This is a genomic window from Streptomyces lydicamycinicus, from assembly GCF_000829715.2.
GTDB classification, from domain to species: Bacteria; Actinomycetota; Actinomycetes; order Streptomycetales; family Streptomycetaceae; genus Streptomyces; species Streptomyces lydicamycinicus.
On record NZ_BBNO01000005.1, the window covers coordinates 40,689 to 53,399 of the forward strand.

12 protein-coding genes are annotated in these 12,711 nt (G+C 70.0%); 8 read left to right on the top strand and 4 right to left on the bottom strand.

The features are described from left to right. Positions 1–46 precede the first annotated feature (46 nt). The 6 genes from TU31_RS17830 (at position 47) to ccsB (ending at position 6,429) form a co-directional block, all read left to right on the top strand. Positions 47–727 carry a histidine phosphatase family protein gene (locus TU31_RS17830; protein ID WP_042155674.1) on the top strand — a complete coding sequence of 227 codons (681 nt, stop codon included), beginning with the start codon at positions 47–49 and terminating at the stop codon, positions 725–727. 147 nt (positions 728–874) lie between these two features. Next, positions 875–2,095: a polysaccharide deacetylase family protein gene (locus tag TU31_RS17835; protein ID WP_042155676.1), complete on the top strand. Its 1,221-nt coding sequence runs from the start codon at positions 875–877 to the stop codon at positions 2,093–2,095. 77 nt (positions 2,096–2,172) lie between these two features. Continuing rightward, complete coding sequence (locus TU31_RS17840; RefSeq protein WP_042155678.1) at positions 2,173–2,787, top strand: TlpA family protein disulfide reductase; 615 nt, start codon at positions 2,173–2,175, stop codon at positions 2,785–2,787. A gap of 4 nt (positions 2,788–2,791) precedes the next feature. Continuing rightward, a complete protein-coding gene (locus tag TU31_RS17845; protein WP_042155680.1) occupies positions 2,792–3,553 on the top strand; it encodes a cytochrome c biogenesis CcdA family protein in 762 nt (253 codons plus the stop codon). Between the two features lie 3 nt (positions 3,554–3,556). Continuing rightward, entirely contained in the window at positions 3,557–5,341 is a 1,785-nt protein-coding gene (resB, locus tag TU31_RS17850; RefSeq protein WP_042155682.1) for a cytochrome c biogenesis protein ResB, read from the top strand. Continuing rightward, entirely contained in the window at positions 5,338–6,429 is a 1,092-nt protein-coding gene (gene ccsB, locus TU31_RS17855) for a c-type cytochrome biogenesis protein CcsB (protein WP_042155684.1), read from the top strand. The genes resB and ccsB overlap by 4 nt, the downstream gene beginning before the upstream one ends. Before the next feature lie 232 nt (positions 6,430–6,661). On the opposite strand, the gene TU31_RS17860 is transcribed toward ccsB, so the two are convergent. The 4 genes from TU31_RS17860 to TU31_RS17875 all read right to left on the bottom strand — a co-directional run bounded on the left by TU31_RS17860 (position 6,662) and on the right by TU31_RS17875 (position 10,081). Then, positions 6,662–8,089, bottom strand: a complete 1,428-nt coding sequence (locus TU31_RS17860; protein WP_042155686.1) for an alkaline phosphatase family protein — start codon at positions 8,087–8,089, stop codon at positions 6,662–6,664. A gap of 214 nt (positions 8,090–8,303) precedes the next feature. Beyond that, positions 8,304–8,993, bottom strand: a complete 690-nt coding sequence (locus TU31_RS17865) for a DUF4291 domain-containing protein (protein WP_078885842.1) — start codon at positions 8,991–8,993, stop codon at positions 8,304–8,306. Between the two features lie 88 nt (positions 8,994–9,081). Then, on the bottom strand, positions 9,082–9,510 hold the full coding sequence (locus TU31_RS17870) for a nucleoside deaminase (RefSeq protein WP_042156585.1): 429 nt from the start codon (positions 9,508–9,510) through the stop codon (positions 9,082–9,084). Positions 9,511–9,655: 145 nt separating this feature from the next. Next, positions 9,656–10,081, bottom strand: a complete 426-nt coding sequence (locus tag TU31_RS17875; RefSeq protein WP_042155689.1) for a PLD nuclease N-terminal domain-containing protein — start codon at positions 10,079–10,081, stop codon at positions 9,656–9,658. Between the two features lie 88 nt (positions 10,082–10,169). Between TU31_RS17875 and TU31_RS17880 the strand changes: the two genes are divergently transcribed. Both TU31_RS17880 and mqnP read left to right on the top strand, forming a co-directional pair. Beyond that, the gene (locus TU31_RS17880; RefSeq protein ID WP_042155691.1) at positions 10,170–11,624 is read left to right on the top strand and encodes a menaquinone biosynthesis decarboxylase; all 1,455 of its coding nucleotides are present in this window, start codon (positions 10,170–10,172) and stop codon (positions 11,622–11,624) included. After that, a complete protein-coding gene (gene mqnP / locus TU31_RS17885) occupies positions 11,621–12,526 on the top strand; it encodes a menaquinone biosynthesis prenyltransferase MqnP (protein ID WP_042155693.1) in 906 nt (301 codons plus the stop codon). Before TU31_RS17880 ends, mqnP begins: the two co-directional genes overlap by 4 nt. The last annotated feature ends 185 nt before the right edge of the window (positions 12,527–12,711 follow it).

The following is a 12,711-nucleotide window of genomic DNA, read 5'->3' on the forward strand; positions in this document are numbered from 1 at the left end:
GGCGCACGGGCCGGCACCGCTTGAGACCACTGAATGAATGGGTGACATGAGCAGCGAAGAGATCACCGTCGTGCATCTGATGCGGCATGGTGAGGTGCACAACCCCGACGGCGTGCTCTATGGGCGCCGCCCCGGCTATCACCTCTCCGACCTGGGGCGGAAGATGGCCGACCGGGTGGCGGAGCATCTCGCGGAGCGGGACATCACACATGTCGTCGCCTCGCCGCTGGAGCGTGCGCAGGAGACCGCGGCGCCGATCGCCGGTGCGCGGGGTCTGGATCTGGCCACCGACGAGCGGCTGATCGAGGCCGCCAACGTCTTCGAGGGGAAGACCTTCGGGGTCGGCGACGGTGCGCTGAAGAAGCCGGGGAACTGGAAGTATCTGACGAACCCGTTCCGGCCGTCCTGGGGCGAGCCGTACATCGAGCAGGTCGTACGGATGATGGCGGCGCTGGGCGCGGCGCGCGACGCCGCGCGGGGCCACGAGGCGGTGGCGGTCAGCCATCAGCTGCCGATCTGGATCGTGCGCAGCTTCGCGGAGCGGCGGCGGCTGTGGCACGACCCGCGGAAGCGGCAGTGCACGCTGGCCTCCCTGACGTCGTTCACCTTCCACGGCGACAAGATCGTTTCGGTGGGGTACAGCGAACCGGCGCGCGACCTGGTTCCCTCCCATCTTCTGGCGGGCGCCAAACCCGCCAAGGGAAAGACCAAGGCTTTCGGAGCCTGACGGCGCATCACATGGCGCAACGTCAAAAGCGCGAAAAATGAAATATCTGAGCGACTGACCCGGAATCCCCGCCGCTCAACATGCCCTCCACTCAGTTGTCCGTTTATATGGATATTGAGTTCGGCGAGCACGGATGGGGACGAGGGTATGCGCGCGATCAGTCGGCGAAACCTGCTGGGTATGGGAGTTGGGGCGGCGGCGGCGCCGGTCGTCGCCGGCTGCTCCTCGCCGAACCAGGACGCGGGGGCCAACAAGCAGCGCGTGACGAACGTCCAGGCCCGCCCCAAGCTCATCGGTGACGGTTCGACAGCGCATTCCGGAGCCCAGCCCCATCAGCCGAAATCCCCCGAACGGCTGGAGCCCGGTCAGACCCCGCCGCAGTTCGTGGTCTTCTCCTGGGACGGTGCCGGAGAGGTCGGAAACGGCCTCTTCCCCCGCTTTCTCAAACTCGCCCGGGACCACGGCGCGGCCATGACCTTCTTCCTCTCCGGGGTCTACCTCCTCCCCGAATCCCAAAGACACCTCTACGAGCCGCCGAAAAACCCGCAGGGCGCCTCCGACATCGGCTTCCTCAGCGACGACCACATCAAGGAGACCCTCAAGTACGTGCGGGAGGCCTGGCTGGACGGCCACGAGATCGGCACCCACTTCAACGGGCATTTCTGCTCCGGCAGGGGCGCCGTCCGACACTGGAGCCCGGAGGAATGGCAGTCCGAGATCGACCAGGTGATGGACTTCGTCACCAAGTGGCGCACCCACACCGGCTTCACCGATCTGGAGCCGCTGCCCTTCGACTACCGGCAGGAATTGGTCGGCAGCCGTACGCCCTGCCTCCTCGGGCAGAGAAACCTGCTGCCCACCGCCCGGGAACTCGGCTGGCGCTATGACGCCAGTTCACCCGGAGGAGTGCAGATGTGGCCCAAGAAGAAAATGGGGCTCTGGAACTTCCCGCTCCAGCAGATCCCCTTCCCGGGTCACTCTTTCGAGGTCCTCTCGATGGACTACAACATGCTCGCCAATCAGTCGAGGAATTCCACGAAGGCCCCGCCGGTCAACTACCCGGGCTGGCGGCAGCAGGCCACCGACGCCTATATCTCCGGGTTCCGCCGGGCGTACGAGACCAACCGTGCGCCCTTCTTCGTCGGAAATCACTTCGAGCAGTGGAACGGCGGCATCTATATGGACGCCGTCGAGGAAGCGATCAAGCACATCGCCAATGAGCAGAACCGGGATGTCCATCTGGTGTCGTTCCGGCAGTTCACCGACTGGATCGACGCCCAGGACCCGGAGGTGCTGCGCAGGCTCCAGCGGATCCCCGTCGGGAAGCGGCCCGCCGGTGGCTGGAAGTCGTACCTGACAGCGGCCTGACAAGCCCCTTCGCGAGGGGACGCGGTCGGTGAGGGGGGCGTGGAAGATCCGGAATGGGCCCATGCGAAACTTTTCACATGAGTGCCTGCCGCGCCCCACGCCGCCTCACGAGCCGCCGCCGCGTCGCCCTGCTCGCCGCGGGGACGGCGGTCGCCGCGCTGACGCTGAGCGCCTGCGGCGACGGCGCCTCCGGCGGCTCCGCCCAGACCCGCTTCGTCCAGGGCAAGAACGGCGTCGACACCGTCAAGAAGGACCAGCGGCAGCCGGCGCCCGAGCTCTCCGGAGAGTCCACCACCGGCAAGAAGCTGGACGTCGCCGACTACAAGGGCAAGGTCGTCATCCTCAACGTCTGGGGATCATGGTGCGGCCCCTGCATCGCCGAGGCGCCGAACTTCGCCAAGGTCGCGAACGAGACCAAGGACAAGGGCGTCCAGTTCCTCGGGATCAACACCCGCGACTCCGAGAAGTCGCAGGCCACCAGCTTCGAGGAAGAGCACAAGGTGCCCTACCCGAGCCTGTTCGACCCGACCGGCCGGCTGATGCTGCGCTTCCCCAAGGGCAGCCTCAACCCGCAGTCCATCCCCTCCACGATCGCCATCGACCGGCACGGCAAGATCGCCGCGCGCTCGATCGGCCCGCTCGCGGAGGACGATCTGCGCAAAATGGTCGAACCGCTGATCGCCGAGAAGTGATCACGTGACCCTGCTCGCCGCCGCCGCGGAGAACCAGACCGTCCTCAACGGCACCCTGCTCGCCGCCGCCCCCATCGCGCTGCTCGCCGGCCTCGTCTCGTTCTTCTCGCCCTGCGTCCTGCCGCTGGTCCCGGGCTATATGTCGTACGTCACCGGCGTCACCGGCACCGACCTCGGCGAGGCCAAACGCGGCCGGATGCTGGCCGGCGCCGGCCTCTTCGTCGCCGGCTTCACCGCCGTCTTCGTCTCCGGCGGCGCCCTCTTCGGCTTCGTCGGGCGGGACCTCCAGGAGTACAAGGACGTCATCTCGCGCGTCCTCGGCGTGCTGATGATCCTGCTCGGGCTGGCCTTCGCCGGCGTCCTCAAGAACTTCGGGCAGCGCGAATTCCGCTTCCACAAGAAGCCCGCCATGGGTCTGGCCGGCGCGCCGGTGCTCGGGATGCTCTTCGGCGTCGGCTGGACGCCCTGCCTGAGCCCCACCTTCGCCGCCGTCAGCACGCTCACGTTCTACGATGCCAGCGCCGTCCGCGGCGCCCTGCTCACCGTGGCGTACTGCCTGGGCCTGGGCCTGCCGTTCATCGCGGTCGCGCTGGCCTTCCGCCGGGTGCTCGGCGCCTTCGGCTGGGTCAAGCGGCACTACGTATGGGTCATGCGGCTCGGCGGCGGCATGATGATCGCGCTCGGCATCCTCCTCGTCACCGGCGTCTGGGACAGTCTGATGTCCGAGGTGCAGGCCTGGACGCAAAGCTCCACCGTTGGGATCTGATTGATGTCCACCAAGACCGGCACCCCCCGCGACCCGGGCCCCGCGGCCGACGGGGGCAGCGATCTCGGCACGGCCGGGTCCCAGCTCTCGACCGCGCCCACCGAGGACGTCACCCTCCCCTCGCTCGGCCCCCTGGGCTGGGCGCGCTGGTTCTGGCGGCAGCTGACCTCGATGCGGATCGCGCTGCTGCTGCTCTTCCTGCTGTCGATCGGCGCCATCCCCGGCTCGCTGATCCCGCAGACCAGCATCGACCCGGTCAAGGTCGACCAGTTCAAGGCCGAGCACGGCACCCTCGCCGACATCTACGACAAGCTCGGGATGTTCCACGTCTACAGCTCGGTGTGGTTCTCGGCGATCTACCTGCTGCTGTTCATCTCGCTGATCGGCTGCATCGTGCCGCGCAGCTGGCAGTTCGTCGGACAGCTCCGCGGCCGCCCGCCGGGCGCCCCGCGCCGGCTGACCCGGCTGCCCGCCTACACCACCTGGCGCACCGACGCGGCGCCCGAGGAGGTCCTCGGGGCGGCGCAGCGGCTGCTGAAGAAGCGGCGGTTCCGCGCCCACCGGGACGGCACCGCGGTCGCCGCCGAGAAGGGCTATCTGCGGGAGGTCGGCAACCTCGTCTTCCACCTCGCGCTGATCGTGATGCTGGTGGCGTTCGCCGTCGGCAGCCTGTGGAAGTCCGAGGGCGGCAAGCTGATCACCGAGGGCGACGGCTTCGCCAACAGCCTCACCCAGTACGACGACTTCAAGTCCGGTGCGTTCTTCGACACCGACACCCTGGAGCCGTTCGGCTTCACCCTCAACAAGTTCGAGGCGACCTACGAGCGGTCCGGCCCGCAGAAGGGCACCCCGCGGGTCTTCCGCGCCCACATCACGTACTTCTCCGGTGCGGACGGCAAGGAGCACCGGACCGCGATCGAGGTGAACACCCCGCTCGACATCGCCGGCTCGAAGGTCTACCTGCTCTCGCACGGCTACTCGCCGGAGGTCACCGTCAAGGACGGCCGCGGCAAGGTCGTCTACAAGGGCGCGGTGCCCTTCCTGCCGCAGGACCCCAAGAACTTCACCTCGACCGGTGTGGTCAAGGTCCCGGGCGCGCAGACCAAGGACGGCAAGCGCAATCAGCTCGGCTTCCAGGGCTTCTTCGTGCCGACGTTCGGCGGCAAGGGCTCCGGCTCGATGTTCTCCCAGTTCCCGGCGCTGGACTACCCGGTGCTGACGCTCACCGCCTACCACGGTGACCTGGGCGTCGGCTCCGGGCTGCCGCAGAACGTCTACCAGCTCGACAAGAAGCGCCTCAAGCAATACAAGGACAAGGGCGCCCCGGTCGCCAAGATGATGCTGCCCGGCGAGACGATGAAGCTGCCCAACGGTGACGGCAGCATCAAGTTCACCGGCATCAAGAGCTGGGCCAGCTTCAAGATCAGCCACCAGCCCGGCAACGGCCTCGCCCTGACCGGCGCGGCCGCCGCCCTGATCGGCCTGGCCGGCTCGCTGTTCATCCAGCGGCGCCGGGTATGGGTCCGCGCCGAGCCGGGCGCCGACGGCCGCACCGTCGTCGAGCTGGCCGGACTCGGCCGCAGCGAGTCCGCCCGGCTGCCGGAGGAGCTCGCCGAGCTCGCGCTGGCGCTGGAGCCCGACGCCCCCCTCGCCCCGGCCGACGAGACCGGCCCGGCACCCGAACCGAAGCCCGGACCGGCCGCGGACGCCGGCCCCGGCTCCGAAGACCCCGCGGAGCCCACCGACTCCGCCGGACCTGCTGACCCCTCTGAAGGAGCGCGCGCGTGAACCTCGCTGCCGCAGCCAACGAGACAATGGCGCACAACAGCAACCTGCTGGTCTATTCGGCGATGGCGGTCTACACGCTCGCCTTCCTCGCGCACATGGCCGAGTGGGTGTTCGGCAGCCGCAGCAAGGTCGGCCGCACCGCCGCCGCCCTCACCGTCCAGGCCCCGGCGCCCGCCACGGCGTCCGTCGGAGCCGCGGCGAACGGCGGCACCGGAACCGCCGTACTGGAGCGCCCCAAGGTCGTCACCCGGTCCGTGGCCGGCAGCCGCGACGTTCCCGACGGGCCGGGCGCCGCGGGCGGCACCGAGAAGGGCGACCTCTACGGGCGGATCGCCATCTCGCTGACCGTGCTGGCCTGGGGGCTGCACGTGGGCGGCGTCATCACCCGCGCCCTGTCCGTGCAGCGTGCCCCCTGGGGCAACATGTACGAGTTCTCCACGACCTTCGCCGCGGTCGCGGTGGGCCTCTTCCTGCTGCTGCTCGTGCTCAAGAAGAACGTCCGCTGGATCGGGCTCCCCCTGGTCACCAGCGTCCTGCTCGACCTCGGTCTGGCCGTCTCGGTGCTCTACACCGCCAGCGACCAGCTGGTGCCCGCGCTGCACTCGTACTGGCTGTGGATCCACGTCAGCTGCGCGATCATCTCCGGCGCGGCGCTCTACCTCGGTGCCGTCTCCACGGGGCTGTTCCTCTTCCGCGACCGCCACGAGGCCAAGCTCGCCGATCCGGCGGGCAAGCAGCCCGGCGCCTTCGCCACCTCCGTGCTGGAGCGGCTGCCCTCGGCCGCCTCGCTCGACAAGTTCGCCTACCGCATCAACGCCACCGTCTTCCCGCTGTGGACGTTCACCATCATCGCGGGCGCCATCTGGGCCGAGGCCGCCTGGGGCCGCTACTGGGGCTGGGACCCCAAGGAGGTCTGGTCCTTCATCACCTGGGTCGCCTACGCCGGCTACCTGCACGCCCGCGCCACCGCCGGCTGGAAGGGCCGCAAGGCCGCCTGGCTCGGCCTGATCGCCTTCGCCTGCTACCTGTTCAACTACTACGGCGTGAACATCTTCGTGACGGGTCTGCACTCCTACGCGGGGGTCTGACCACAGGAGTCCACGCGCTCCGCGGCGGTTCGTGCCGCCGCCCCCGGTGCCGTACGGGAAGCCTCGCTCTGAGGCCGCCCGTACGGCACCGTCGTTTCCGGCAGGGGAAGTCTTGGGCGGGGGCCGGGGCCGGGGGCCGGGGGCTGGGGCCCGGGCGCCCGCGGCCCGTACGGCACCCCTCGCTCCCGGGGAGTGGCGCGCCCGGCCCGCGTCCGTGGCGCCGCCCGCCCCCTCAGCGCCGCCGGCGCCGGCCGCGCTCCTGACGCGGCGGCCGCTGCCCGCCGCCCGGCAGCGTCGGCTTCGGCAGATGCGCCACCTCCCACTGCGCCTCGGCCAGCTGCTCGGCGGTGTCGTCCGGCAGCCGCGGCGGCCGGCGCACCCGGTGGCGGAAGCCGAACGCGGAGGTCAGATCGCCGAAGGCGGACCGGCGCCAGTCACTGATATTGGGCTCAGCGACGCCCGTCCAGCGCTCCAGGAACTGAAGCACCGACGTGTGGTCGAAGGGATCGCCGGCCGCCCAGCCGCCCACCGTCCACGGCGACACGATCAGACACGGCACCCGGAAACCGCCGCCGATCGGCAGGCCGCGTACGAACTCGTCCGGCGTGCCCGGCGGCGGCACCGGCGGCGGCACATGGTCGAAGAGCCCGTCGTTCTCGTCGTAATTGAGGATGAAGACGGTCTTCGCCCACACCTTCCGGTTGGACGCGATCGCCTCGATCTTCTTCGCGACATAGTCGGCACCGGCGGCCGGCAGATAGTCCGGATGCTCGGACTGATGGCTGGTGGGGATCAGCCAGGACACCGCCGGCAGCCGGTCGGCGCGGGCATCGTCCTCGAAGGTGCCGGCCGGCTGCGCCCGCATCCCCCGCTCGTAGAGCGGCTCCCCGGGCTTGGCGTCCCGGAACGTCTGGAACTGCTCCAGGAGGTTGCAGCCGTAGTCGTCCTCCTCCTGGTAGACCTTCCAGCTGATGCCCGCCGCCTCCAGCCGCTCCGCGTAGGTCGTCCAGCGGTACGGCCGTGGCGCGGTGTTGTTCAGCACCGGCCCGCCCCGGGTGCCGCCCGGGTCGAGGGTGCCCGTCATCCAGTAGAGCCGGTTGGGCCACGTCGGGCCGAAGACCGAGCAGAAGTAGTTGTCGCAGAGCGTGAACGTCTCGGCGAGCGCGAACTGGAACGGGATGTCCGCACGGGTGTGATAGCCCATCACATACGGCCCGTTGACGCCGTCGGCCTTGCGGTGCGCGGGCAGCCAGCGGTCCATCTTCCCGCCGTTCCACGCCTCGTGCTGCACGGACCAGGCATGGCTGGTGGAGGGGATGGCCTGCGCGCTGGAGGTGTGCGTGTTCAGGCGGAACGGCAGCAGATAGCCGTCCGGGTTCTGCGCGTCCGGCTGATGGAAGACGGACCGGCCGTCCGGCAGCGTCAGCGCGTCCGGGTCGGCGAAGCCCCGGACGCCGCGCAGGGTGCCGAAGTAGTGGTCGAACGAGCGGTTCTCCTGCATCAGCAGGACGACGTGCTCGACGTCGTGCAGTGAGCCGTGACGTGCGGGTCCGGCGGCGACGGCCTTTTGGACGCTGGGCGGCAGCAGCGACAGCGCGGCGGCGCCGCCGACCGCGCCGGCCGCGGAGCCGAGGAGTCTGCGTCGGGTCATGTCAGGCATATGAGCCACTCTCCCTGAGTCGCGGGAGCCCTCCGTGGGCCGACTTGACTGTGGCGGCGGCTGGGTTTCCCGGGGAGGGGGAGGTAGCTGAGCGATGCATCAAATGGCTGTGAACGGCGCTCAGTTGGCCGGACCTCGCTACGACCCGTACGCCACACGAAGCAGCGCACGGCGGACTGCGCGGTGGCGCGATTTACGCGTTTGGGAAGCGGAGTCAGGACACGCGGCGCAGGCCCGGAGTTCCCTCGGGTGCAGGGTAGGGACGCTCCTCGGGCAGCAGTGCGGCGGCCGCCGCGGTCTCCCCGGCCCGCACCAGCGCATGGACCTCCCGCGCCAGCGGGGTCACATCCCTGATCGCCACGGTCCACTCATCCGCGTACCGCCGCGACGCCACCCCCGCCAGCCCCAGCTGAAGCGAACGGTACGGCAGCGCCCGCAACCCCAGATCACGCTCCGGATCCCACTGCACCCGCGCCGGCGCCCCCTTCAACTCCCGCTGCCACGCGCCCCGGTCGGCATGCTCCCCGGCGTCGAAATGCGACAGACAGGCATTCCGCAACGCCCAGTCGAACCCGCTCCGCCCGATCTCGATCGCCAGCACGGTCTCCTGATCGGCCTTCTCACCCCACCCGCAGCGGTACATCATCCACAGGAACGACGGCTTGATCCATGTCATCCGCTCCCGCTTCCAGGCCGCGGGAAACCGCCCGTCCCGCACGGCCGGCAGCCCGAGCGCGGGGGAGTACGCCTGGTAGACGGTGACGGTCGTGTCCGTGTGCAGGGCGCGGATACGGCGCCGGGGCTCGGCGGGGGGCGCGGGAGCGTCCGTGGGGCCGGCCACGGGGGTGCGAGGAGCCGGGACAGGGGTGACCGGGCCGTCGGGGCCGGCGGAGCTGGTGGTCATGCCTGGTCATCCTGGCGGAGGGCCGGGCGGCGGGCCAGCGAATTGTGGGGGCGGGGAGGGCGCCGGGCGTGGTGTGACACCCCGCCGCTCACTCGTCCCCGATGTCCTCCCGCCACAGCTCCGGATGGGCCCCGATGAAGTCGCGCATCATCGACGCGCACCCGGGGTCGTCCAGCAGCACGATCCGTACGCCGTGCCGGGCCAGCCAGTCGTGGCCGCCGTGGAAGGTGCGGGCCTCGCCGATGACCACCCGGGAGATGCCGAACTGGCGGACCAGGCCGCTGCAATACCAGCAGGGGGAGAGGGTGGTGACCATCGTCGTGCCGCGGTAGCTGCGCCGGCGGCCGGCCGCGCGGAAGGCCGCGGTCTCGGCGTGCAGAGTGGGGTCGCCGTCCTGGACACGGCGGTTGTGGCCGCGGCCCAGCAGGGCGCCGTCCGGACCGTAGAGCGCCGCGCCGATCGGGATACCCCCCTCGGCCAGCCCGGCACGCGCCTCGGCGACCGCCGTCGCCAGCATGCCGCGGGCCTGCTCCTGGAGATGGTCGGGGTGCCCGGTCGGGTCGCTGTGCCCGTCGACGCGGCCGTGCAGCCGGAACTCGTCGCGGTCCTGCCCCCAGTCCTGCGTACGGTCCATGGACTCACCGTACGCCGCGGACCGTGCCTCAGCCCGTGGCCGGCGGAGTGCCCTCCGGGCCGTTCGCGTCGCCCGGCCCGCCCTCCTTGCGGCGCAGCTCCTCCTCGCGGCGGCGCAGATCGGCCTCCCAGTCCTTCAGCAGCGCCTCGTCCTTCTTGTTCTCGTTCTTGAGGGACTGGAGGAACTCGGGGTTGTCGTCCGGCGCGACGAACTTCGTACGGTGGTTGCGGTGCCACTGCGACGGCGTGCTGCCGCCGCCCGCCACCGGCTGCCGCTGCTTGCCCGCCACCAGCCAGGCGACCGGGCCGACCAGCACCTCGCCGAAGAGCAGGATGATCAGGACCCAGACCACCTTGGGCAGGCCGCGCACCTGCGATTCGGGGGTGTTGAGGCAGTCGATGAACGCATAGATCCACAGCGCCAGCACCAGTAGGAACGGCAGATACCTGAGCATTGCGGAACGGTCCCCCTGCGCGCGACGGCGGGCCCTCGGCGGGGCCCGGTGACCCGTCCAGGGTAGTGCGTACCCGATACTGGAACGCATGGCTTATGACGATCTTCGCTCGTTCCTGCGCGCGCTCGAGCGGGAAGGCGACCTCAAGCGCATCAAGGCCGAGGTCGACCCGTATCTGGAAGTCGGCGAGATCGTGGACCGGGTGCAGAAGTCCGGCGGCCCGGCGCTGCTCTTCGAGAACGTCAAGGGCTCGGCGATGCCGCTCGCCATGAACGTCTACGGCACCGACCGCCGCCTGCTGAAGGCGCTGGACCTCAAGGCGTACGAGGACATCAGCGGCAAGATCGGCGGTCTGCTCAAGCCGGAGCTGCCGCACGGGTTCGTCGGCGTGCGCGAGGCGTTCGGCAAGCTCGCCGGCATGACGCACGTCCCGCCCAGGAAGGTCAAGGACGCGCCCGTCCAGGAGGTCGTGCTCCGGGGCGACGACGTCGATCTGGACCGGCTCCCGGCGCTGTTCACCTGGCCCGAGGACGGCGGCTCCTTCTTCAACCTGGGGCTGACGCACACCAAGCACCCGGAAACCGGGGTGCGCAACCTGGGCCTCTACCGCCTCCAGCGCCACGACAAGCGCACCATCGGCATGCACTGGCAGATCCACAAGGACAGCCGCAACCACTACCAGGTCGCCGCCCAGCGCGGCGAGAAGCTGCCGGTCGCCATCGCCTTCGGCTGCCCCCCGGCCGTCACCTACGCCTCCACCGCGCCGCTGCCCGGCGACATCGACGAGTACCTCTTCGCGGGCTTCCTCCAGGGCAAGCGGATCGAGATGGTCGACTGCAAGACCGTCCCGCTCCAGGTTCCGGCGAACGCCGAGGTCGTCATCGAGGGCTGGCTGGAGCCCGGCGAGATGCTGCCCGAGGGCCCGTTCGGCGACCACACCGGCTTCTACACGCCGCAGGAGCCGTTCCCGGCGCTGACCATCGACTGTGTGACCATGCGTAAGCGGCCGCTGCTCCAGTCGATCGTGGTCGGCCGGCCGCCGACGGAGGACGGCCCGCTGGGCCGCGCGACGGAGCGCTTCTTCCTGCCGCTCCTCAAGATCATCGTCCCGGACATCGTGGACTACCACCTCCCCGAGTCCGGCGGCTTCCACAACTGCGCGATCGTCTCGATCGACAAGAAGTACCCCAAGCACGCACAGAAGGTCATGCACGCCATCTGGGGCGCGCACATGATGTCGCTGACCAAGCTGATCGTGGTCGTGGACGCGGACTGCGATGTGCACAACCTCCACGAGGTGTCGTGGCGGGCGCTCGGCAACACCGACTACGCCCGCGACCTCACCGTCGTCGAAGGTCCCGTCGACCATCTCGACCACGCCTCCTACCAGCAGTTCTGGGGCGGCAAGGCGGGCATCGACGCGACGAAGAAGTGGCCCGAGGAGGGCTATACGAGGGACGGGGGCTGGCCCGAGATGGTCGAGTCCGACCCGCGGACGGCGGCGCTGGTCGACCGCCGCTGGAAGGAGTACGGCCTCTCGTGAGCAGCGCATCCGCAGCGGTCCCGCAGCCGGGCCGCACCAAGGCCTTCCTGCGCCTGGTGATGATCGAGCACTCGGTCTTCGCGCTGCCCTTCGCCTACATCGCCGCGCTGACCGCGATGTACGAGGAGGGCGGCCGGCGCATCCAGTGGGGCCCGCTGCTCCTCGTCACCGTCGCCATGGTCGGCCTGCGCACCTTCGCGATGGCCGCGAACCGCATCATCGACCGCGAGATCGACGCCCGTAACCCGCGCACCGCGCAACGGGAACTGGTCACCGGCGCGGTCTCGGTGAAGTCCGCATGGACCGGCGCGCTGATCGCGCTCGTCGTCTTCCTGGGCGCCGCCGCCCTGCTGAACCCGCTGTGCCTGGTGCTCGCGCCGCTCGCCGTGGTGCCGATGGTGGTCTATCCGTACGGCAAGCGGTTCACCAACTTCCCGCAGGCGATCCTCGGACTCGCCCAGGCGATGGGCCCGGTCGGCGCCTGGCTCGCGATCAGTGCGACCTGGTCCTGGGAGGCGGTGATCCTCGGTCTCGCGGTCGGCATCTGGATCGGCGGCTTCGACCTGATCTACGCCTGCCAGGACGTGGACACCGACCGCGAGATCGGCGTGAAGTCCGTCCCGGCCCGCTTCGGTATCCCGGCCGCGATCTGGGGCGCGCGCGGCTGCCACCTCGTCACGACGGGCCTCTTCGCCTGGTACGCCGTGGCCACCGGCGCGGGGGTCTTCCTCTGGCTGGGCCTGGTGATCGTGGCGGCGGCGTTCCTGTACGAGCACACCCTCGTCAAGCCCCATGACCTGACCCGCCTCAACCGGGCGTTCTTCCAGGTCAACGGCTTCATCGGGATCGCGCTGTTTGTGTGTGCGCTGCTGGATCTGCTGGTGCGGGGGCTGGCGGCCTGACGGTCTGGCACCGGGCGGGCGTTCTGACGGTCTGGCGCGGGCGGGTGCTCTGGCGGTCTGGCGCGGGCTGACGGTCTGGCGCGGGCGGTGCGGAGGCGGTCCCGGCCGTGCTGTGCGGCTGCCCCCGCCGTGCCTGCTGCCTCCTTTTATCCGGCAACGATTACGTAGAGTAATCAGTTCCTTGC